The sequence below is a fragment of the Helicobacter equorum genome (assembly GCF_900198655.1).
Classification (GTDB): domain Bacteria; phylum Campylobacterota; class Campylobacteria; order Campylobacterales; family Helicobacteraceae; genus Helicobacter_F; species Helicobacter_F equorum.
This window is the reverse complement of record NZ_FZPO01000008.1, coordinates 1-22,293: the sequence shown is the minus strand read 5'-3', so window position 1 is coordinate 22,293 and position 22,293 is coordinate 1. Positions and strand designations below refer to the sequence as shown.

The 22,293-nt window shown below is 37.9% G+C and carries 19 protein-coding genes and 1 tRNA gene; 17 read left to right on the top strand and 3 right to left on the bottom strand.

Annotation, left to right across the window (positions count from 1 at the left end; genetic code table 11):
• Window positions 1–64 precede the first annotated feature (64 nt).
• Genes glyS through C6H22_RS01475 form a run of 4 tightly spaced genes read left to right on the top strand, consistent with a single transcriptional unit; the run spans window position 65 to window position 6,442 of the window.
• Window positions 65–2,218, top strand: coding sequence for a glycine--tRNA ligase subunit beta (gene glyS, locus C6H22_RS01490; RefSeq protein ID WP_104693575.1), 2,154 nt, complete (start codon window positions 65–67; stop codon window positions 2,216–2,218).
• 38 nt (window positions 2,219–2,256) lie between these two features.
• Window positions 2,257–5,160 (top strand): FAD-binding and (Fe-S)-binding domain-containing protein, encoded by a 2,904-nt coding sequence (locus C6H22_RS01485; RefSeq protein WP_104693574.1) that lies wholly within the window; start codon window positions 2,257–2,259, stop codon window positions 5,158–5,160.
• Entirely contained in the window at window positions 5,157–6,098 is a 942-nt protein-coding gene (gene rsmH, locus C6H22_RS01480) for a 16S rRNA (cytosine(1402)-N(4))-methyltransferase RsmH (RefSeq protein WP_104693573.1), read from the top strand. The genes C6H22_RS01485 and rsmH overlap by 4 nt, the downstream gene beginning before the upstream one ends.
• A 2-nt stretch (window positions 6,099–6,100) precedes the next feature.
• Complete coding sequence (locus tag C6H22_RS01475; protein ID WP_104693572.1) at window positions 6,101–6,442, top strand: hypothetical protein; 342 nt, start codon at window positions 6,101–6,103, stop codon at window positions 6,440–6,442.
• Between the two features lie 4 nt (window positions 6,443–6,446).
• On the opposite strand, the gene C6H22_RS01470 is transcribed toward C6H22_RS01475, so the two are convergent.
• Both C6H22_RS01470 and C6H22_RS01465 read right to left on the bottom strand, forming a co-directional pair.
• Window positions 6,447–6,523, bottom strand: a tRNA-Ile gene (locus C6H22_RS01470).
• Window positions 6,485–7,636: an FtsW/RodA/SpoVE family cell cycle protein gene (locus C6H22_RS01465; protein ID WP_104693639.1), complete on the bottom strand. Its 1,152-nt coding sequence runs from the start codon at window positions 7,634–7,636 to the stop codon at window positions 6,485–6,487. The genes C6H22_RS01470 and C6H22_RS01465 overlap by 39 nt, the downstream gene beginning before the upstream one ends.
• 36 nt (window positions 7,637–7,672) lie before the next feature.
• Between C6H22_RS01465 and C6H22_RS01460 the strand changes: the two genes are divergently transcribed.
• The 12 genes from C6H22_RS01460 to C6H22_RS01405 all read left to right on the top strand — a co-directional run bounded on the left by C6H22_RS01460 (window position 7,673) and on the right by C6H22_RS01405 (window position 19,963).
• A complete protein-coding gene (locus C6H22_RS01460; protein WP_104693571.1) occupies window positions 7,673–8,731 on the top strand; it encodes an RluA family pseudouridine synthase in 1,059 nt (352 codons plus the stop codon).
• Window positions 8,682–9,971, top strand: a complete 1,290-nt coding sequence (locus C6H22_RS01455) for a fibronectin type III domain-containing protein (protein ID WP_104693570.1) — start codon at window positions 8,682–8,684, stop codon at window positions 9,969–9,971. The genes C6H22_RS01460 and C6H22_RS01455 overlap by 50 nt, the downstream gene beginning before the upstream one ends.
• A 2-nt stretch (window positions 9,972–9,973) precedes the next feature.
• The gene (gene trmB / locus C6H22_RS01450) at window positions 9,974–11,209 is read left to right on the top strand and encodes a tRNA (guanosine(46)-N7)-methyltransferase TrmB (RefSeq protein ID WP_104693569.1); all 1,236 of its coding nucleotides are present in this window, start codon (window positions 9,974–9,976) and stop codon (window positions 11,207–11,209) included.
• Window positions 11,206–11,877, top strand: coding sequence for a cell division ATP-binding protein FtsE (locus tag C6H22_RS01445; RefSeq protein WP_104693568.1), 672 nt, complete (start codon window positions 11,206–11,208; stop codon window positions 11,875–11,877). Before trmB ends, C6H22_RS01445 begins: the two co-directional genes overlap by 4 nt.
• Window positions 11,864–12,673, top strand: a complete 810-nt coding sequence (locus tag C6H22_RS01440; protein WP_104693567.1) for an FtsX-like permease family protein — start codon at window positions 11,864–11,866, stop codon at window positions 12,671–12,673. The genes C6H22_RS01445 and C6H22_RS01440 overlap by 14 nt, the downstream gene beginning before the upstream one ends.
• 4 nt (window positions 12,674–12,677) lie before the next feature.
• A complete protein-coding gene (locus tag C6H22_RS01435) occupies window positions 12,678–13,910 on the top strand; it encodes a murein hydrolase activator EnvC family protein (protein ID WP_104693566.1) in 1,233 nt (410 codons plus the stop codon).
• A gap of 68 nt (window positions 13,911–13,978) precedes the next feature.
• On the top strand, window positions 13,979–14,362 hold the full coding sequence (locus C6H22_RS01430) for a FlaG family protein (RefSeq protein WP_104693565.1): 384 nt from the start codon (window positions 13,979–13,981) through the stop codon (window positions 14,360–14,362).
• Window positions 14,363–14,365: 3 nt separating this feature from the next.
• On the top strand, window positions 14,366–16,417 hold the full coding sequence (gene fliD / locus C6H22_RS01425; RefSeq protein ID WP_104693564.1) for a flagellar filament capping protein FliD: 2,052 nt from the start codon (window positions 14,366–14,368) through the stop codon (window positions 16,415–16,417).
• Window positions 16,418–16,426: 9 nt separating this feature from the next.
• Window positions 16,427–16,810 (top strand): flagellar export chaperone FliS, encoded by a 384-nt coding sequence (gene fliS / locus C6H22_RS01420; protein ID WP_104693563.1) that lies wholly within the window; start codon window positions 16,427–16,429, stop codon window positions 16,808–16,810.
• Window positions 16,810–17,052: a hypothetical protein gene (locus C6H22_RS01415; RefSeq protein WP_104693562.1), complete on the top strand. Its 243-nt coding sequence runs from the start codon at window positions 16,810–16,812 to the stop codon at window positions 17,050–17,052. The genes fliS and C6H22_RS01415 overlap by 1 nt, the downstream gene beginning before the upstream one ends.
• 100 nt (window positions 17,053–17,152) lie before the next feature.
• Entirely contained in the window at window positions 17,153–18,580 is a 1,428-nt protein-coding gene (gatB, locus tag C6H22_RS01410) for an Asp-tRNA(Asn)/Glu-tRNA(Gln) amidotransferase subunit GatB (protein WP_104693561.1), read from the top strand.
• A 15-nt stretch (window positions 18,581–18,595) separates the two neighbouring features.
• A complete protein-coding gene (locus C6H22_RS01405; protein ID WP_104693560.1) occupies window positions 18,596–19,963 on the top strand; it encodes an apolipoprotein N-acyltransferase in 1,368 nt (455 codons plus the stop codon).
• Between the two features lie 16 nt (window positions 19,964–19,979).
• Here C6H22_RS01405 and C6H22_RS01400 read toward each other — a convergent pair whose 3' ends face one another.
• Entirely contained in the window at window positions 19,980–20,813 is an 834-nt protein-coding gene (locus tag C6H22_RS01400; RefSeq protein WP_104693559.1) for a flagellar hook-basal body protein, read from the bottom strand.
• A 239-nt stretch (window positions 20,814–21,052) separates the two neighbouring features.
• Here C6H22_RS01400 and C6H22_RS01395 point away from each other — a divergent pair.
• The coding region (locus C6H22_RS01395) for a PDC sensor domain-containing protein (RefSeq protein ID WP_158654581.1) at window positions 21,053–22,293 on the top strand (1,241 nt) is incomplete at its 3' end.

Here is a 22,293-nt window from a genome sequence, read left to right as displayed (position 1 = left end):
AAAAAACCCTAATACTTTGCGTGCTAAAATCCCATCTCTAAAGACTTTATCACAAAGGATACCCTTGAACACAACAGAGCTTTTGATAGAAATCCTTACTCAAGAACTCCCAGCAATCCCGTTTTTACAAGAATTTCCAAATATTGCTACCAAATGGAATCATTCTCTCCAAGCACATCACATACCGCCTTGTCAAACACAAATATTTTTCACCCCTAGACGCATTGTGATGTATGCCAAAGATTTCCCACTACACTCAAAAGATATACACATACAAGCCTATGGTGCGCCAATTGCCATAGCCTTTGAAGGTGGCGATCCAAATAACGCACTCACAAAAGCAGGAATGAGTTTTTTTACCAAACACAACCTCAATCCACAAACAGATCGCGACAAAGTTACAATCGCTACCAAAGACGGCAAGGAAGTATTGTATTTTTCCTCCACGCAAAAAGGTGTAGAATCTGCAGAACTTTTGCCAGAAATTTTTGACCAATTCTTGCATTCCTTGCATTTTGGTAAAAGTATGCGTTGGGGTAATTTGAGCGAGAGTTTTATACGCCCTATCGAAAATATTTGTGCCTTTTTGGGTGAAAAAAGCCTTAAATTGCACGCATTTGGTATAGATTCTAAGCCACAAACTTTTGGGCATAGAGATTTAGGCTTTGAAGCTATTATGATCAATAACATCGCACAATATTTTGAAGTTTTACATACACATAAAGTGATACTAAATCAACAAGAACGCAAAGAAAAAATCCTCAAACAAATCCAAGAGTTAGAACACACGTATAATGTCGAAGTCGAACTAGATTCTGCGCTACTTGAAGAGGTAGTAGCTATCACAGAATATCCACAAGCTTTGCTTGGAAGCTTTGAAGAGAATTTTTTGGAATTGCCACAAGAAGTCATCATCACCTCTATGAAAGAAAATCAACGCTATTTTGCTATCCACAAACAAGGGCGACTTTTTAATGGCTTTGTTGTTGTTACAAATTCTACCACCAATGACCCTTCTATCATCATTTCTGGGAATCAAAAAGTCCTAAGAGCAAGGCTAAGCGATGCGATGTTTTTTTATCACAATGACCTAAAACGCGGATTACAAACCAAAGGGTTAGAAAATATTGTCTTTGTGCAAGGCTTGGGAAGCTTGGCACAAAAAACGCAACGAGAATTACAAATTGCGCGACTTTTATACGCCAAATATGCACAAACTCATACATTCTTACCCCATCGTGAAGATTGTTTGGCATTACTAGAACAAAGTGTGTTACTTGCCAAAGCGGATTTACTAACAGAAATGGTGTATGAATTTCCTGAATTACAAGGTATTATGGGCGGTTTTTATGCACAAAAACTAGGATATGATCCGCTCATCGCACAAGCCTTGCAAGAACAATATCTCCCAAATACTGAAGATTCTGCCCTGCCATCAAATATACTAAGTGCGTTATTAAGTCTTGCAAACAAACTTGATAATATTTTTGGGCTTTTTAGTATCAACAAAATTCCCACTGGCTCCAAAGATCCATATGCACTGCGTCGAGCCGCTAATGGAATCTTAAAAATTATCCAAGATCAAGGTTTTACCTTTAATCTACGCGATGATATTCTTAATATATACAATGCCATAGGCTACGCAAACAATACAGAATCTAACGATACAAATACACAACTTGCACCAACAACACAAAATATAGTAGCACACATAGAATCTTTTTTCCTAGAGCGTTTAGAAAATGCCTTGCCTCTTAATGCTTCTATTTTCCGAAGTGCCCTTTGTGGGTTAGATTCACACAATCACGCACAACGCGATGTCAATACGCTTATCTATAATGCCCTTGCGCTTGATAAGGTGTTTGAAGACACACAAGACAAACCTATACTTCTTAGCACATTTAAGCGAGTAGCAAATATTTGCAAAGATGTATCTATTGATACACTTAATATAGCAGATGTAGATTCTACGCTTTTTAGTCATGATGCTGAAAACACACTTTTTCAAACTTTTATGGCAATCAAAAATAAAGAGTTTGCTACTCCACTAAGGCGCACAAAGGCACTTTTTGAGCTTAGAATTCCACTTGAAGCATTTTTTGATAATGTGCTTGTAAATGACAAAGATCCAAAACTTAAACACAATAGATACACACTCATTGGAAGTATCTATAGGGAATTTTTGAGGATTGGTGATATTGCCCAAATCGCTATGTAAAAGCACTATCTATATGCATTACGCAACAAGGAGAGTCTATGCAAAATTATGAAATGTTTGCACAAAAATGCAGAGAATTTTTGTTTGACCAAAATGACACAAGACGTGATTATAGAATCTATGATAGCTATATTATGCGTTTTGCCTATGGTGTAGATGCGTCGTGTTATCGCTATATCCCAAAACTTGTGTTAAAGCCTGTCAATGAGGAAGAAGTGCAACGCATTATTATACTAAGCAACACTTATAATATTCCACTTACCTTTCGTGGATCTGGCACAAGCCTTAGCGGACAAGCTTGTAGCGATAGCGTGCTTGTGGTGTGTATGCATAAATGGCAAAACATCAAAGCAAATACAGATTCTATATGGTGTGATTGTGGTGTGATAGGCGTGGATGCAAACAATGCCCTAAAACCTTTTGGTAAAAAGATAGGTCCTGATCCTGCCACGATTAATAATGCAAGTATTGGTGGGATTTTTTCTAACAACTCTAGTGGAATGTGCTGTGGTGTCAAACAAAATAGTTATCAAACTATCAAATCTATCCGCGTGATTTTGCACGATGGCTTTATTTTGGATACTTCAGATTCTAAGAATGTGCAAGAATTTATAAATACGCATAATGCTATGGTAAAAGATATTCTTGCATTGCGTCAAGAAATTTTAGATGACAAAACCCTCCATAAAGAGATAAATCGTAAGTTTGCTATCAAAAATACTACAGGTTATGGCTTAAATTCTCTAAGCGATTTTGAAGATATTAAAGATATTTTAAACCATATTTTTATCGGTGCAGAAGGCACACTTGGCTTTGTTTCAAGAGTAGAATACACACCAGTCAAAGACTATGCACTCAAAGCCTGTGCATTACTTTTTTATAAAAACCTCTCCCTTGCTGCACAAGCTATTGAGATTCTTGCGCGCAATGATGATAAGGTAAGTGCAGCAGAAATTATGGATTACGCGTGTTTGAAAGCCGTGAAGACGCTAGATGGTATGCCACAAGAGCTTACAAAGATTACACAAGAGAATTGCTGTATTCTCGTGCAAACAGAATCTGATAGCAAAGAGGTTTTAGATTCACATCTAAGCCATATCAAAGCCGAGCTAGAGTGCGTTCCAACACTTTTTGGCATACATTTTAGTTTTGATGAAGCCACACAAGCTAAATGGTGGAAAATCCGCAAGGGTCTTTTGCCTATATCCGCAGCAACAAAAAGGCGTGGTAGCACAGTGATTACAGAGGATATTTGCTTTGAAATACCAAATTTTGCTAAAGGCATTAGAGGCATACAAAAGCTTTTTACAGAGTATGAGTTTGAGGGGATTATTTTTGGTCATGCGCTAAGTGGGAATGTGCATTTTATCATTACACCACTACTTAATGATGAAAAAGAGCGTAATAACTTCGCGCTTTTTATGGACAAAATGGTCAAATTAGTCATTACTCTCAAAGGCAGCACTAAAGCCGAGCACGGAACAGGTAGAATGATGGCGCCATTTCTTGAGCAAGAATGGGGAGAAAAAGCCTATGCACTCAATAAACGCATAAAACATATCTTTGATGCCAAAAATCTTTTTAATCCTGATGTGCTTATTTGCGAGGATAAAGAGATTCACATAAAAAATCTAAAACCCGCACATAGCATTGATGACTATATAGAATCTTGCATGGAATGTGGATTTTGTGAAAAAGTGTGTCCAAGCAAAAATATCACACTCACTCCGAGACAAAGAATTGCAGTCTATCGGGAAATACGCCGACTTGAAAGCCTACATCACAAAAGTACACAAGAGCAAGAGGAATTAGAACTTTTACGCAAAGATTATGCGTATTTTGGAGTTGCAACCTGTGCGACTTGCTCAATGTGTGCGAGTATTTGTCCATTAGAGATTGATAGTGCCAAAATTGCTATCAACGCCAAAAACGCCAATGTCTCCAAAGGTGCAAGTGCTATTGCACGCATGGTAGCCAACAATATGGATAAAGCAACACAAATAGCAAAAATAGGTATGAGTATAGCAAATGTAGGTGCTACACTCTTAGGCAATAATGTTTTAAAAAACCTTACCTTCTGGCTTCATAAAATCCTACATACTCCAATAGTGCCTAAATATATGCCTACAAAAAACACCTATGTCCTACAATCTAAGATTACAGAATCTGATACAAAAACTCCTAATGCACCCACACCCAACACAACGAATGTCATTTATCTCACAAGTTGTCTTAATCGTGTATTTGCACCACCTATACAAGCCAAAGACAAACGCCCAATACAAGCAGTGTTTGAAAGTCTTTGCAACAAAGCTGGAATTAGTGTCATATATCCAAAAAATATCACTAAAATGTGCTGTGGTAAGGCATTTAAAGATTTTACAACCAAAGATCCTAGCCTAAATCCTCTTCACCACACCCTAAAAGAACTGCTAGAGATTTCAGATAATGGTAATATCCCTATTGTTTGTGACCATAGTGCGTGCAGTGGGGAGCTTATCGAGCAATTAAAGCAGCTTTATGACTTTAAAAAACTACAAGTCTATGATATGAGTGTGTATGCTCACGATGTGCTTTTGCCATATTTACACATAACGCCACTTAATGAATCTGTAGGGATTTATGCGGTATGTTCGTGCAAAAAACACGCATGGGCACAATCCATAAAACATATCGCCACTGCTTGCACCACAAATGAGGTTATCACACACGCACAGACTTATTGTTGTGGCTTTGCTGGAAACAAAGGCTTTAGCACACCACAACTTAATGTTTCAGCCTTGCAAGACTTACAAGAATATTTCAAAAAGACATCGCCTACACGAATGTATGCCTCATCTAGCACTTGTGAAATTGGGCTTAGCGATAGCACCAACCACGCGTGGCAACATATTATCTATCTACTTGATGAGGTTTGCCAACCAAAAGAGGTTTTATCTTGAAACATATCTCTGTGTTGCAAAATGAAGTGTTGGTAGCCTTTTGTCACCTCGCGCACAAAAAAGAACCCATTATTCTTGATCTTACACTTGGTTTTGGCGGACACACACTCTCCCTACTTCAAGCATATCCAAACGCCAAAGTTATTGGCGTTGATAGAGATGACTATGCTCTAAGCCTTGCCAAAGATCGCCTACAAGCATATACAGATCGCATAACATATGTTAAAAGTGATTTTGGTAGTGTGTGGGAAGTCTTAGAGGAAAATCATAAACCTCACATTCAAGCTATTTTGGCTGATATAGGTGTAAGCTCTATGCAACTAGATTCACTAGATCGTGGTTTTGGATTTCAATCACACACGCTTGATATGCGTATGGATACCTCTGCACCATTAAGTGCCAAGGAAGTCCTAAATACCTATAATCCAATGGAGCTTGAGCGTATATTTAGCCAATATGGCGAAATTAGAGAATCTAAAAAACTTGTGCGATCTATTATCCAACATCGCGAAAAAACGCCATTTACTAATGCTAGAGAATTTAGTGAAATTTGCGCGCGCACTCTTATGCGTACCAAAGGAATTAATCCAGCTACACAAGCCTTTCAAGCTATTAGGATTGAAGTTAATGATGAATTAGGGCAACTTCATAAGCTCCTAGATTCACTCTATGCTAATTTCAAAGAGGGGTTTTTGCATGGATCTTGCGTGGGGATTATTAGCTTTCATTCGCTTGAAGATAGAATTATTAAAAATGCCTTTAAGCAATGGAGTAAGGCTTGTATCTGCCCACCAAATGTGTTTAAATGCATGTGTGGTGGGAATAATGCACTTGGTGAAACACTCTATAAAAAACCAATAATCCCAAGTGCACAAGAGATCACCCATAACAATCGTGCAAGAAGCGCAAAATTACGCGTTTTTGCCTTTAAGGACTAACAATGCATACAACACCAAATCTCACACAAGCCAATCGGTATGAATCTCATATAGATTCTATCACAAGCCAAACTCTACAGGAACGAGAAGCACTTGCTCAAAACTTGCAAGAAGAAAACACCATTAGCATAAGGCATTTAGCTTATGCCTTTGGAATATTTTTTGGTATTTTGGGACTATGTTTCCCAAAAATTTATCTCTCAAATACTATCTATGCGACAAGTAAAGAGGTATTTAGTCTGCAAACAAGCAAGGAGATTCTCTCTGAGGAAAATAAAAAATTGCGTCGTGAGCTTGAAGATATTGATTTTCGATTTCGTGTGTTGGATAATGTACCACAATAGCCTATGGTGGGCCTTGCAGGACTCGAACCTGCGACCGATCGGTTATGAGCCGAGCGCTCTAACCAGCTGAGCTAAAGGCCCACGAGCAGAACGCGCATTATACTCAAAAATAAACCTAAACGCAAGGGCATTCTCTAAAATCACTAGCAAAATCGCAAAAGTCATAAAGCTTGTCCCACCATAACTCATCATCGGTAGCGGAATGCCTACCACAGGGGCTAAGCCAATCACCATACAAATATTAACCCCAGCATACAAGAAAAATAAAATTGCGATATACCCACTCACTACACGTAAAAAATAATCCTTGATAGCACCCAAACAAATACTCAACAAATACAAAATAAGCCCTAAATACAAAGCCAATAATCCAAATGCCCCAAGCAATCCAAAACGCTCAACATAATACGCAAAGAAAAAATCGGTGCTTGCATAGGGTAAAAATCCTAATTGGGATTGTGTCGCCATCTCTTTTTTTTGCCCGACAAAACCACCAGAACCAATCGCAATCAAAGCTTGTTGCACTTGATATGGATACTCCCCACTCACAAAGTTAGCGATGCGCTTTTGGTGATAAGGTTTTAGAAGTCCTGCGCTAAATGCTACAGAATATGTAGTAGGCACAACCAAAAGCCCGATAATACCAAGAGTAATCCAAATTTTCCTGTGCACCCCAACCAAAAACAACACCCCAACACCAACAAGTAAGACAATAAGCGCTGTGCCCAAATCAGGCTCAAGCAAAATAATAAAAAATGGCAACAACACAAAAGAAAGGATTATGCCAAATTGTCTCCACCCATAGCCCTCATCGGGTGGAGGGTTTTTGGCAATATAAGATGCCAAAAACAACATAAGCGCAATTTTCATCACCTCGCTAGGTTGAATAGAAAAACTTGTAAAAGGAATCTCAATCCAACGCACCGCAGAATTTTTCTCCACCCCAATAAACTTCACCAATATAAGCAATACAAGCAACGATACATACAAAAAAATAATCGAATAATTTAGGCGCCTAAAGGGAATAAAAAAAATTACCAAACCCACACACAAACTCATCACAAGGTATTTTAGTTGTTTGCTAAACATCGTTACATCAAGTTCTCGTACAAGCCAAAATGAAAGCACTACCAAAGGCAAGACAAACAAAATAACGACAAAGTCAAAATGTGCTAGAATCTTTTTGGCATTCATTGTAGAAAATTATCCTTAGGTAAAAGAGTGAATCTCATGCAAGACTCCATAATTATAACACAAAAAGATTTAGACGCTACACCCAAGCCTCGCTTAGATTCTATCCTTAGCACCTGTTTGCAAATCCCGCGTGCGCAAGCCTTGCAACTTATAAAAAATCAGCGAGTTACCCTCAACAAAAACCTGTGTATCAAGCCAAGCACGCACATAGCTCTTAATGACACGATCCAAATCTCCATACCCAATCCACAACCAAACACAAACGCCCATATGACTTTGGATATGCTTATACAAGCAAAGCCAGAATTTTTGGGTATAAGTGTCGTATATGAGGATAATGAACTTTTAATACTCAATAAACCACCACATATTGTTATCCACGAAGCACCATCACTCAAAGAACCAACATTAGTTGATTGGCTTAAGCTTACCCAGCCTCCTATACGAAATCTTTGTGGAGATCTACGCTATGGTATCGTGCATAGACTAGATAGACAAACAAGTGGCGCACTTGCTATAGCCAAAACTCCACACGCACACAACACCCTAAGCACACAACTAAAAAATAGAGAAATGGGGCGCTACTACCTCGCGCTTATAGATAATCCACTAAAAGAAACCATCACCATAGAATGTTATATGGGGCGTCATCCAAAAAATCGCCTAAAAATGACAAAACTAGCACCATATGAAAATTCACAAGATTTTGCACATAACGCTTTACGATATTCTAAAAGCATCTTTGCTCCGCTTTTAGATTCACCAAAAGACACACTCCAGCTTGTTGCTATCAAACTTTTTACCGGACGCACACACCAAATCCGCACACACTTAGAAAGCATAGGGAGACATATCATTGGTGATACGCTCTATGGCTATAAGGGGAAGTTTGAAGGGTATAGAGTATTGCTACATGCGTATTTGATGTATGTCTTGCACCCCAATAAATATAACACACAAAATTGCAAAAAACATATTTTCAAAGCGCCACTTTTTGCCGATATGCTACAATTTTTGGGGCAATATTTTGATAAGGAGATGCTTGATGAAGTTTTGGCACCTAAGCATATTTTGGATTGTTTTACTCATTCTTAGTGGCTGTGGGTTAATACAAAAACCCCTAAACATAGATGAGAATCTCCCAACAATCCAGCACATAAAAACACTTAGCGACGTAAGTAGTGTGGCTTTTGAATGGGAAAACAAAGATAAAACACAAGATGGTTCTCCTACTCCTATCGAAGGTTTTGTGATTTTTCGTGCCAACCAAGAGGATCTGTTGCAAGATTCTAAATCCTCCCAAGAAAATACACAAAACAATCAACCACCACAACTCACCACCGCATCTTTTAGACGCATAGCAACGCTAAAAAATCCCCTTATTACTCACTTTCTTGACACAAAACTCAAGCCAAAAAGCGTGTATTACTACCTATTTGCCACACTTGGTAAAAACAACACGATGAGTCCATACTCTCAGGCTATTAAAGTCAAAACTTCATTTATCGATCCAGTAGAAGGGGTTTTTGCTATTAGCCCACGCCCAAGGACTATCAAGCTTATTATCACACCGCACTCAAATCCGAGTATCAAATCCTATCTTATCCAGCGTAAAGATTCTCAAGGCAAATTTCAAACACTCACAGAACTTAAACACCGCCTCAATATTGAATATTTTGATTCTAATTTGCTTGATAGCACAACCTACACCTACCGCGTCTTAGCAAAAAGCTTTGAAAACAATCTCTCAGAACCATCCCAGGAAGTAAGTGCACACACCCTAGACCTTATAGAATCTATAGAGGATGCTAGTGCAAGCACGCAATTACCACTAAAAATCGAGCTTACGTGGCAGCCTCACCCAAAAGCTACTTCTTATAGAATCTATGCCGATATGCAAAATAATGGCAACTACACCCTTGTTGCCAAAACACAACAAACCTCCTATACACACGTACTAAAAAACCATGGGCAAAGCATCACATATCAAATCGTAGGCGTGGATAAATACGGATTTGATGGAGAACCTTTAGCACGACCACTTGTAGGCACTACTCTTGCAAGACCTATGACACCAACGATCACAAGTGCTCAAGTCCAAGGCAATACCATTGCTATCACTTGGAATGCACCAAGCGATAATCGCGCACTCAAATATGCGCTGTATAGGAAAGATTCACAAACTAATCGCACCAATCGTTATAACAACATTAAGACAACACAATTTATAGACAAAGAAGCTAAATATGGCATTGACTATAGTTATAGTGTGGTGAGTATTGATAAGTTTGGTATAGAATCTTCACAAAGTTCAAGTGTTACGCTAAAAAGATAACTATGCCACATTTTCACACCACATACCCCCAAGATTTTTGCCTACCCCTTAAAAGTGGCGCATATGAGTTTATGTGTAAATTTATGCATACACACAATCACAATCAAAGCCTTATTCTCGTGCGATATGAAGATTGTGAGTTTTTTTTACTCGAAAGTGTGCGTGATAATGGAACATTATACAAATATCACAAAGCCACAAGAATCGATCCTATTGGGATTATCAAAGACGCCTTAGAAATCCTACGCACACACTCACATGGAATCATAGGACATAATCTTTCAAAAAATACACCCAAGCAATGCACAAAAAGCCCGTTTTTGCTCTCACGCACACAAGCTTATGAGTTTGTCCTACACCACAATAAGCCTCTAAGCATAGAGATAGGGTTTGGATCTGGCAGACACTTGCTAGATCTTGCTACCAAAAATCCAAATGAACTTTTTTTGGGATTAGAAATTCACACACCATCTATTGAGCAAGTCTTGCGACAAATCACGCTTTTGGGACTAACAAACCTCTATATCTCACATATTGATGCGCGAATCTTGCTCCAACTTATCCCAAATGCTTCGCTCAAAAATATCTATGTGCATTTCCCAGTGCCATGGCATAAAAAACCCCATAGGCGAGTGATAAGTCCAATGTTTTTACACCACGCTATGCGCACTATTAGCCCAAGCAAAGATTGCCATACTAACCTACCACAAAGTGGCTTTTTGCATGTGCGCACCGATGATAGAGATTATTTTGATTACACACTAAACCTTGTCCTAGCCCTCCCAAAAACCACAATGCTTATAGAAAAAAACGCCCACTTAGCGGTGGTTAGCAAATATGAAGCACGATGGAAAAAACAAGAAAAACATATCTTTGATGGCAAAATATTTGGTATTTTACCTCTTACAGACACTCAAAAATCATTCCAAAATGGCGATTTTGTATTCCGTGGTATATCTCAACATATAGTGCAAAATATTAAAAATCTCATAGCTTTGCCTATGTTGCCAAAGATTGTGAGAAAAACATATTTTCTCCATATAGATGCCATATACCAACACGATGAAAACTATGTGATAGCCTTGTGTCTAGGGGATTTTGATGAGCCACAAAATGCCTTTGTGCTTATCCAAAATGGTGTTATGCGTTATCTCAATGCTCCACCACTCCCCACACAAGCAGCTATACAAGCTCATCAATTGTTTATACATATCTTAGAATCTAAGGACAAACATTGAGTGCAATCATAGAAGCAAAAAACCTCAATCTAGGTTACAAGAATGATGAAAATATCATCAAAAATGCGAGTTTTAGTGTGCGTGCTAAGGAATTTGTATTTATCACAGGTGCGAGTGGTAGTGGCAAAAGCACGATTTTGAGTTCTTTATATGGACATTTACCAATCAAAGGTGGTGATTTAGAAGTATTTGGGATTAATATGTCTCGTGCTTCAAAAACAAAGATTCATTATTTGCGACAAAACATTGGTATCGTTTTTCAAGACTACAAACTCGTCAAGGAGTGGAATATCGAACGAAATGTTATGCTCCCTATGATTATTAATGGCTACAAAAAAGAAATTTGCAAAGAACAAGTAGAGCGGCTCTTGGCTCATATCAAGCTTTCACACAAAGCAGGTAAATTTCCTCTTGAGCTTAGTGGTGGGGAACAACAACGCGTAGCAATGGCAAGGGCTTTGGCACATAATCCTGCGATTATCCTCGCTGATGAACCTACAGGAAATCTTGATGATTATTCAAGTGAATTGATATGGAATCTCCTAAGAGGCGTAAATGAACAGCTAGGTATTACGATTGTGGTTGTTACGCACCGCTTACCAGAAAGTCTAAATATCAATTATAGACGCTTACATATTGAAGAAGGGGTTGTGTATGAATTCAATTAAAAGGCATTTGGCACTTATTATTCCTTTGCTTGCATTACTTTTTGGGATTGAGAGCATTATGCTTGTTGATCGCTCTATTTCCACACACGAGCAAAAACTCGCAAATAGTTATTCAATCATTGTCGCATCAAAAGAAGCTTTGGATCTACAAAAGGTGCAAGCTTTTGTGCGTGAAGTCGATCAGATAAAGTCCGTAGCACCAGATTATATGATAAATGAACTCAAACAAGAGCTAAGCAAAGACGCATTGGAATCTCTCCAAAAAGAATTACCACTTTTTTATTCTCTACGGCTTTCTGTGTTTCCAAATAAAGAGCGTCTTGAGCAAATTAGCTCCACACTCTTAAAACTAAGTGGTGTAACAAAAGTAGAGGCATTTAGCAAATCACATTCACAAGTCTATAAACTCCTACTTATTTTAAAGGGATCTGTGCTTATTTTTTCAATCCTTAGTGCGATACTTAGTTGTCTGTTGATGATTAAACAAATAGAAGTTTGGCGATTTGAACATAGTGAGCGTATGGAGATTATGAGCTTTTTGGGTGCGCCATCGTGGATGCGTAATAGCATACTTTTTAGACTTGCGATAGTAGATTCTGTGCTAGTGAGTATTATAAGCTTATGCACGCTCTTTTATTTTAGAGATAGTGCGCTAGCCTCTAGCCTTGCACACACACTAGAAGTTAATACAAACATCATCAAAGTATGGAGTGATAGTATTATCTTGCTTTTTTGTTCACTAGTAATATCCCTTGTGTGCGTGTTGTTTGTAATCCTAAAACAAAAAGATCTCTAAATCTATGCTAAAAATTCTTTGGCTTATCTTTTTTGCAACACTTTATGTGTGGGCGGATATCCAAAACGATATTACGCTAAACACCCAAAAATTAGCACAAAATCAACAAGCCAAAAATCAAGTAAGCCAAAAACTCTCTGAAATTGGTAGTGCGATTAATGCCAAAAATCAAGAAATAATCAAGCTAGATTCACAAATAGAAAGCCTCCAAAAAGATATTAACCAAAACAAAAGCAAATACTCTGCACAAGAGCAATCCCTACAAACAAACAAAAAACGTCAAGAAGAATTACTCCAAAAACGCACTATGCTTGAAGAAGAAATTGTGCGATTGCTTAGTCAAAGCATGGCATTTTATGCTCTAAGTGGTGAGGTAGATTCTAAAGAAGATGTTCTTTCAAGAGAAATATATACAATTCTTATCAAACTCACAAAACAACACATAAAAGCCCTCAATCAAACAAGAGATAATCTTGCAAACGAAATTGTCAGTGTGTCTAAGAATATAGCACGGATTCAAAACTCTATCCAAGAACAAACAAAAAAACGCAACACGCTTGAAGAAATAAAAGCCAAGCAAGAAAAAATCATCATTTCCATGCAAGATGAACTAAAAATCTATAACCAAAAACTACAAAATATCAACACAGAGAGAAAAAACCTAGATTCTATCCTAACCAATCTCAAAATCACCCAAGAACAAAATCAAAAAAAGATTCAAGAAAAAATCCAAAAAGAAGAACAAGCAGAAGCTAAAAATCCAAAACCAAAACGCACCATTCAAGCGAGCAAGGATATTAAAATCGCTTCAAGTGCTTACAAAGACATATCTACAACTTCTTACCGAGGAAGCAAAACTATCGCACCACTTGCCCCAAATACATTTCGTGTCGAGCAAAAGTTTGGTCCTACTTTTGATCCTGTATATAAAATGAAGTTTTTTTATGAAAATATTATCCTTGTGCCAAAAAATCGCAATGCTGATGTCAAAAATGTGCTTGATGGCAAAGTAGTGTTTGCCAAAGAAAATCCAGTTATTAAAAAAGTAGTGATTATTGAGCATAAAGATTCTCTTTATACCGTGTATGCGTATATGGATAGAATCTCTGATACCATAAAACCAGGTGTATTTGTCAAAAAAGGATATACAATAGGCAAAGTCAATGAAAAATTAAGCTTTGAGGTTACACAAAAAGACAAACATATTGATCCCTTACAACTCATAACAATAAATTAAAAATATTTAAAAAAAATTTTTTTCGCCGATATGTGTCATATTTCTAAAGTTTCAAGGAGGAGACGATTATGAATATGGCAGTAAATGACTTACAAGCAACAAAAAATCAGCTTGTTGATATGGTAAAGGCCATGCCAAATAGCCAAAATGCACAAAAAACCGGAAATGTGCAAGAACTTGTTAAAGATTCTATCACTAAAGAACAAGCTAAAAAAGATAAAGAACATCTCAAAGATGAGCTTGTAGAGCTTAGCAAAAAGCTTAATGATGAGATGAAGCGCATAGGCACGAGTATAAATTTTTCCTATAATGATGATGTCCATGGTTTGACGGTTACAGTCAAAGAATATGGTGGTGATAAAATCATACGAGAGATTCCTAGCAAGGAAGCTATCGAACTTATGAAGCGTATGCGCGAAGTTGTAGGGATTATTTTTAATCAACAAGGCTAAAATATGGCTTTAGGCAAACTAAGCTCATTAGGCATCGGTAGTAATGTCCTTAATTATGACACGATAGACAAATTACGCAAAGCCGATGAAGGTACACAAATCGCGCCAATTGATAAAAAAATCGAAAAAAATGTAGAAAAACAAACACAGCTTGTAGATCTTATGAGTGGTGTGCGTGAAATGAAATCCTACACAAGCAAACTTGGGGATTATTCTACATACTTGGGACGATCTCATAATATCATAGGTGATGCCATAAAAGCCACGATAGGCGATGGTGTGCCAATCCAAGATATAAAACTCGATATTGATTCTTTAGCGCAAAGCGACATTAATGAAATAGGGACAAAGTTTGCCGATCGAGATTCTGTCTTTAGTCAAAAAGATGTGAAATTACGCTTTTTTACTAAGGGCAAATTTTATGAACTTGATATAAAAGCTGGTATGACACTCGAAGAAGTCGCGCAACTTATCACAGATAAAACCGATAGTGCTGTGATTGGCACGATTATGAAAACGGGTGGATCAAACCCTTATCAGCTTATGATAAACTCCAAAGATACAGGAGAAAATAACAGAATCTATTTTGGAGAAACTCTTAATGGTAGCACGCTAAAATCCGGTGAATTTAACCTTAAAGATGATGATTTTACGCTCACGCTTACGGATAAAAAAGGTGCGAACAAAACACTTAATATTGAGCTAAAAACTTCCACGGAATCTAAATCCAATGATAATGCTCAAGCCCTAAAAGAAGCAGTGATAAAAGCAATCTCTTTAGATTCCGATCTCCAAGAATTACTTGAAGATGGCGACATTAATGTGGGTGTCGGTGAAGGTGGCGATAATCTTGTGATCAATGACAAAAGGGGTTATAATGTCCAAGTTAGCGGTGCCAAAACTACTGAAATGGGCTTTAGAATCACAGATAGCACACAAAACCGAGAATCTAATGACCTCATCACTACAGAAAAAATCAAAGCCGGTAAGCTAGAAGGCACAATCACTATAGGCACCGTGCCACTAGATCTATCTACACTCACACACAAAAACAATTCCTCATACCAAAATGCCAAATCCATCGCCCAAGCAATCGATAATATCGCTGGGATTCATTCTCATGCGACAGATGATGGCAAGCTTGTGATTAATTCCGATACAGGCGAGGTTGCCATAAGTGCCAACAACGATCCAAAAAGCAAACATGCCCTAGAAAGCCTTGGGAATCTAAAACAAGGTGTTGCGATGGATTATGTCCGCACCCAAAACGATCTCTTTAAAATTAAAAATATCCAAAGTGCGCAAGATGCAAGTTTTAGCTATAACGGCATACGCATGCACCGCCCTACAAACACAATCGATGATGTGGCTTCAGGGATCACAATCGATTTACTCTCCACCACAGAACCGGGGAAACCTGCAATCATCAATATTACAAACGATAGTGAATCTATTATAGAGAGTGTTACAAAATTTGTCGAAACCTACAATCAGCTTAGTATGAAAGTCGATGAACTTACACGCTATGACGAAGACACACGCATAGCAGGAGTGTTTAATGGCGAAAGCAATGTGCGTATGATACGCCCTGCACTCAATAAGATTCTCACTTTTACGATGGGTGGGGGGATTGATAAATACTCACTTATCAAGTATGGTATCAGCGTCAATGAAAAAGGTGTGATGAGTTTAGACGCAAGTAAACTACGCACAGAAGTCAATAACGACCCAGAAGGCACACGAGATTTCTTCCATGGCAAGATGACAACAAGAGATTTTCGCGAAGTACAAGTTGATGGCGTTTTCAAAATGCTTGATAAAGAATTAGCAAATTTTGTCGATGGTAGTAATTCAAGATTGAAACTGCTTGAAGAGAGTCTTACTAGAGAAGACAAGAGACTAAAAGAAGACAGAAAACGAGCCGTCTCAATGCTTGATACGCGTTATGATTTAATGGCACAAAGATTTGCTGCATATGATAGTCAAATCTCAAAGACCAACAATGCTTTCAATAGCGTGCAGATGATGATAGATCAATCTGTTGCTAAAAAATAAGGGGGATATATGAGAAGCACAAACGCTTATAGTCTGTATCAGCAAAATTCTGTAATGGTAGAATCACCAGTCAAACTTGTAGAAATGCTGTATGAAGGTATTTTGCGATTTTGCGCGCAAACTAAGCGATATATGGAAGCCCAAGACATAGAGAAAAAAATCTATTACATTAATCGCACAACAGATATTTTTACAGAATTGCTTAACACGCTTGATTATGAAAGAGGTGGTGATGTCGCAGTATATCTAACAGGACTTTACACCCACCAAATCAAACTCTTGACACAAGCAAATGTAACAAACGACACTGCAAAAATTGATATCGTTATGAATGTCGCCAAAGGTTTGCTTGAGGCGTGGCGTGAAGTCAATGCCGAGGAATTAATGCACTAATGCCCCTTGATACCCAACAATGGCTAGATGCACTCAAGGTTGCAATCCTTAGCCAAGATGATCAAAAGGCGTTTGTCCTTACACAAAATCTCCCCGCAGACCTTGCCCAAAGTTCTCTAGAATCTAAACTCCAAGCTAGAGAGCTTATCTCCCAAACTCTCAAACTTCTTACATACAAAAAACAACTTGCCAAAACTTCTATGGAACAAATCAAAGCCGCTAAGACATTTTTAGAAAGCTAGAATACCTTGCCCTTACCTACCCAAAAAGGATTTAGGCAAAAATTTTAGCTTAGATTTGTTATACTAACGCACAAATCACAAGCACAAAGGAAATAAACATATGAGCGCTTATGAGACCATCATCGGACTAGAAGTGCATGTCCAACTTAACACCAAAACTAAAATCTTTTGCTCGTGTGCCACGAGCTTTGGCGCAGAGCCAAATACCAATGTCTGTCCTACTTGCTTGGGACTTCCAGGTGCATTGCCAGTGCTCAATAAAGAGGTGGTAAAAAAAGCTATTGCTTTTGGCACCGCTATTAATGCACAGATTAATCAAAACTCTGTGTTTGCGCGCAAAAATTATTTTTATCCCGATTTACCAAAAGCCTATCAAATTAGTCAATTTGAAATCCCCATTGTAGGGCGTGGAAATATCGAAATAGAAGTCAATGGTGAGAAAAAAATCATCGGCGTTACACGTGCACATATGGAAGAAGACGCAGGAAAAAATATCCACGAACACGATTACTCCAAAGTCGATCTAAACCGCGCTTGCACACCGCTTTTAGAGATTGTGAGTGAGCCAGATATGCGTAGTAGTGATGAAGCAATTGCATATCTAAAAAAACTTCACTCTATCGTGCGATTTTTGGATATTTCTGATGCAAATATGCAAGAAGGAAGTTTTCGCTGTGATGCCAATGTTTCTATCCGTCCAAAAGGAGATTCTAAACTTTATACACGCGTAGAAATTAAAAATCTTAACTCGTTTAAATTTATCCAAAAAGCTATCGAATACGAAGTAGAGCGACAGATTGAAGCGTGGGAAGATGACAAATATCAAAGCGAAGTAGTGCAAGAAACGCGCCTATTTGATACTACAAAAGGTATAACACGATCTATGCGTGGCAAAGAAGAAGCTGCGGATTATCGCTATTTTCCTGATCCAGATTTATTACCTGTGTATATTGATGAAACGCTTATGAAAGAGGGGCGAGAGATTCCAGAAATGCCTGATGAAAAAAGAGAGCGTTATGTGCGAGAATTTGGCATTAAACCCTATGATGCAGGGGTACTCACCTCTAGCTTAGAGCTGACACAATATTTTGAATCTATGCTTACATTTGGTGCAAGTGCCAAAGGTTCTCTCACTTGGCTTACCACAGAGCTTTTAGGGCGTCTAAAGGGTGAGAATACTTTGCAATCTTGTGGTGTAGATTCACGCACACTTGCGACTTTGGTGTGCCGCATTGATGAAGCCAAGATTAGTGGCAAAAGTGGCAAAGAAATTTTAGATGTTTTGGTTGAGCAAAAAGGCGGTGATGTAGATAGCCTTATAGATTCTATGGGATTAGCACAGGTTAATGATGATGGTGCAATTCTTAACACTATAGAATCTGTCTTATCTGCCAATGCCGATAAAGTCGCGGAATACAAAAGCGGTAAAGATAAACTCTTTGGATTTTTTGTTGGTCAGGTGATGAAAAATAGCAAAGGAGCAAATCCCGCTAGAGTAAATGAGCTTTTGAAAGAAAAATTGCAATAAGTTAGAATCTATACAATGTCTCTATCCACACGCACAAAAGATATACTTCATACATTGCGATCCAAGCTAGAGATTCCGTCTTTTCAAACATATCTTGATGTGTTGTGGATGCGTTTTTCATACCTTGTAAGCTTTTTGCCACTAAAGATTCAATCCCTACTTTTTTATCTCCTTAGCAATGCTTTTTTAGCGTTTATTTTTGCCCTGCCAATCTATGGCATATGGGCTTTTGAAGCCTATCATTTGGATATGCCATACTTTTTAGGTAGTATCTTGGGGGTTTTGAGTTTGTATATATATTTGCGTATTCCCAAAAATCGGCGTTTTGGCTTTGGTTTTTTTGTGGGGATTTGGTGGTTTTGGTGGGTAGGACTAAGTTTTAGATTCATCGATCTTGGCTTTCTTATTCCATTCATTGCACTTGCTATCGCCCTTGTTTATGGGGTGATATTTTGGATCTTGCTTTTTTGTGAATGTCTGCCAGTGCGCCTTGTAGGGTTGCTTATTATGCCTTTTATTACGCCTTTTGGTTTTGATTGGCTCGTGCCTCAAGCACTCCTTTCTTATAGCTATTTTGGGGTAGATTCATTACATATATGCTTTCTTATCCTTGCTTTGTATGCTTTCATTCTCGCACACACAAAAAAAATGTTGCCAATCCTTGCTCTAAGCGGTATTCTTGCGATCGTTGCGCTAGATTTCCAAACATTTCGCACCAAAACATTACCAACCTTTGCTAAAGACATCCATCTAAACGCTACACAAGTTCCCCAAAACCTCAAATGGGATACACAAAACATATATGATACTATCGCATACAATTTCGCACTTATCCAAAATGCTATCGCTGAAAAAAAATCGCTTATTATCCTCCCAGAAACTGCATTTCCATTTCCTCTACAAAATAACACATACATCTTTGAGACACTAAAGCAATATTCCTTAGAAATTGTCATCATCACAGGATCAATCCACATACAAGGGGATAAAACCTACAATAGCACCTTTGTTTTCAACAATGGCTCATACCAACGCATAGACAAAAAGATTCTTGCGCCATTTGGAGAACATATTCCCTTGCCACAATTTATAAAAAATCATTTTGCATTTATAGCAAATATGGAGTTTAGTCATGGTGTAGATTTTGGCTATATTGATATATTTGGTGAGAAAATAAAAAATGCCATATGCTACGAAGCTACCTCAAGATCCCTATATGCAGATTATCCGGAATTTGTTATCGCTACAAGCAACAATGCTTGGTTTGCACCAAGTATCCAACCAAGTCTCCAAAAAATGCTACTAAAATACTATGCGCGACTTTATCAAAGCACTATCTTTCATAGTGCCAATATGAGTGAAAGTGCCATCATCACCCCATAAAAATACCTAAGATTCTCTACGCACGCACAGCTAGTTTTGTAATAGCTTCGCTATTAAGATCATCCATATGGGATTTCATAACCTTTTGATACATATCCACAAGTCGGTTTGTTTCTATAAGCGCACTCATTTCTAGTACCGCATTAACATTGCTTTTTTCTACAAAACCTTGCATAACAATCGTGCGATTTTGCAAATCTCGGCGATCATCTAATCTATCTTGTGGAAATTCATAAAGATTTTTACCCACCTTTTTAAGATACCGCGGATTCTCAAATCCCACTACCGCCAAAGAACCTATCGGCGCTATTTCACCTATGGCATCATTATTTATATCACGCGTATATATATTACCATTAGGATCAACCTCTACATGCAAGCCTTGGGCAATCGCAATACCACCGCCACTATCAAGCCCTGCCCTAGAAAGCACGGCAAAACCCTCTTTGGTAACCAAGACACCATCTGCATTCAATGTAAAACTTCCATCGCGTGTGTATCGCACTCCCTCTGGAGTCATTACAGCAAAAAACGCATTAGAATCCTGCAAAGCAAAGTCAAGCGGATTTTCTGTCTGTGCCATAGAACCCACGCTCCTATCGGTAAATTCCTCGCTAATAATTGGCACTCTATCAAGGGATCGATTAAGGAATTTTGCTGCTTCTCGCGTATGATTATGGATAGGAAGTTCGTGCTTATGTGTCTGATAAAGACGCAAATAATCCCCTATCACTACATCATCACGCTTAAATCCATTTGTGTTGAGATTAGCCAGATTATTAGATATGAGATCAAGCCTACTAAATTGTGTTACCATGCCACCGGTTGTATTATAAAAGCCACTTTGCATTCTAGTCTAACTCCATGTAATCAGTCTATCTACCATGACAAAACAAAAAATATTCCATCGATACAAAGGGAACTAAAATATTGTGCGTTATGTGTTTTATGAGAAACTTTGTAACTTTTTTCAAAAACTTTAATAAAAATTATCCAAAACTAGTAGAAGTTTAAGTTGTTTTTTTTTTTTTTTTGAAATACAATTAAGGTTTGCGAAAAATTCTTAACAATAAAAAAAGGGGTAGTTTCATGATGCTCAAACTCAAACTAGGAACAAAGATCATTGTAAGTGTAGGACTCATTGTGTTTTTTTGTATGCTTGCGCTTCTTTTTGTTGTTACAATAAATGTTGACAAAGCAGAAACAAAAATTACACAAAAGCTATTGACTACTATAGCTAGCGAATCCAAAGAGATTGTAGATAATGCCATAAATGGCACATATATACCATTATCAGGGATACAAGCAAGATTAGAAGAACTTCTTGAAAAAGGTAGTGGCGAAGCTACTCAAGAACTCCTTGTAGCACAGGTAAAAAATGTGCTTGATATGAACACATCTGGAGTATATGCATATCTTTACATCACAGATCCTAGATACACAGGAACCAATATCGCTAATCCAAAATACAAAACAGAAAATGGGGAATTTTTAGTGATAACAAAAGACCTTGACCCAAGCTCTATAGGTGGCGTAGAAGTATTAGAATCTGATGCGGCTGTTTTAAAGTTTGGAAGTGTCCAAAAAACACTTAGGACTGGTAAAGCAAGTATTGGGAATCCATCATATGTGGATATAGCACATGAAGGCAATAAATTTGGCTTTGGGATCAACATACCTCTCAAAGTTCGAGGAGAATTGAAGGGTTTAATAGGAATTTTTATCGATTTAAATGAAATCTCTGCAAGACTACTTGATCCGTCATTATCAGCATTTGATACTGATTATAGAAGCATAATCAGTGATGATTTCACCATCGCTGTCCATCCAGACTCAAAACTTCTTGGTGCAAATTTCAAAGAAATCAATTCACATCCATCTGCGATCTCTCTCTTAAAAGCCTTCAATGATAGGACTGATGGCTTGTATGAATACACAAACTATGAAGGCGAAGAAATGTTGGCAGAATTCAAGTCTTTTGAAGTAGGGATCGATACAGGAACATTTTGGAATGTACTTGTGATAGCTCCAAAAGCCTCCGTTTATGAATCTTTGCATCGTCTTCAAAACATAGTCATTGCTATGATTTGTGCTTCATTGCTTATTATCATGACTTTTGTGTATTTTTATGTCAAGTTTAATGTCACTTCGCGCATAAACGTGATATCCAAACATCTTTTTGCATTTTTTGCATGTTTGCGACACGAAGATGATAAATGTCCAGCTCCACTTAAACCAAAATCCGAAGATGAACTTGGTGCGATGGTATTAGCCATCAATAAAGGCATAGATGAGATACAAGATCATCTTCAACAAGACTCCGCTCTTGT

Excerpts from the sequence above, each read along its gene's own strand:
- C6H22_RS01485 (WP_104693574.1), top strand. The coding sequence starts at position 2,257 with ATGCAAAATTATGAAATGTTTGCACAAAAATGCAGAGAATTTTTGTTT.
- C6H22_RS01475 (WP_104693572.1), top strand. The coding sequence starts at position 6,101 with ATGCATACAACACCAAATCTCACACAAGCCAATCGGTATGAATCTCAT.
- C6H22_RS01465 (WP_104693639.1), bottom strand. The coding sequence starts at position 7,636 with ATGAATGCCAAAAAGATTCTAGCACATTTTGACTTTGTCGTTATTTTG.
- C6H22_RS01460 (WP_104693571.1), top strand. The coding sequence starts at position 7,673 with ATGCAAGACTCCATAATTATAACACAAAAAGATTTAGACGCTACACCC.
- C6H22_RS01455 (WP_104693570.1), top strand. The coding sequence starts at position 8,682 with ATGAAGTTTTGGCACCTAAGCATATTTTGGATTGTTTTACTCATTCTT.
- trmB (WP_104693569.1), top strand. The coding sequence starts at position 9,974 with ATGCCACATTTTCACACCACATACCCCCAAGATTTTTGCCTACCCCTT.
- C6H22_RS01440 (WP_104693567.1), top strand. The coding sequence starts at position 11,864 with ATGAATTCAATTAAAAGGCATTTGGCACTTATTATTCCTTTGCTTGCA.
- C6H22_RS01435 (WP_104693566.1), top strand. The coding sequence starts at position 12,678 with ATGCTAAAAATTCTTTGGCTTATCTTTTTTGCAACACTTTATGTGTGG.
- C6H22_RS01430 (WP_104693565.1), top strand. The coding sequence starts at position 13,979 with ATGAATATGGCAGTAAATGACTTACAAGCAACAAAAAATCAGCTTGTT.
- fliD (WP_104693564.1), top strand. The coding sequence starts at position 14,366 with ATGGCTTTAGGCAAACTAAGCTCATTAGGCATCGGTAGTAATGTCCTT.
- fliS (WP_104693563.1), top strand. The coding sequence starts at position 16,427 with ATGAGAAGCACAAACGCTTATAGTCTGTATCAGCAAAATTCTGTAATG.
- C6H22_RS01415 (WP_104693562.1), top strand. The coding sequence starts at position 16,810 with ATGCCCCTTGATACCCAACAATGGCTAGATGCACTCAAGGTTGCAATC.
- gatB (WP_104693561.1), top strand. The coding sequence starts at position 17,153 with ATGAGCGCTTATGAGACCATCATCGGACTAGAAGTGCATGTCCAACTT.
- C6H22_RS01405 (WP_104693560.1), top strand. The coding sequence starts at position 18,596 with ATGTCTCTATCCACACGCACAAAAGATATACTTCATACATTGCGATCC.
- C6H22_RS01400 (WP_104693559.1), bottom strand. The coding sequence starts at position 20,813 with ATGCAAAGTGGCTTTTATAATACAACCGGTGGCATGGTAACACAATTT.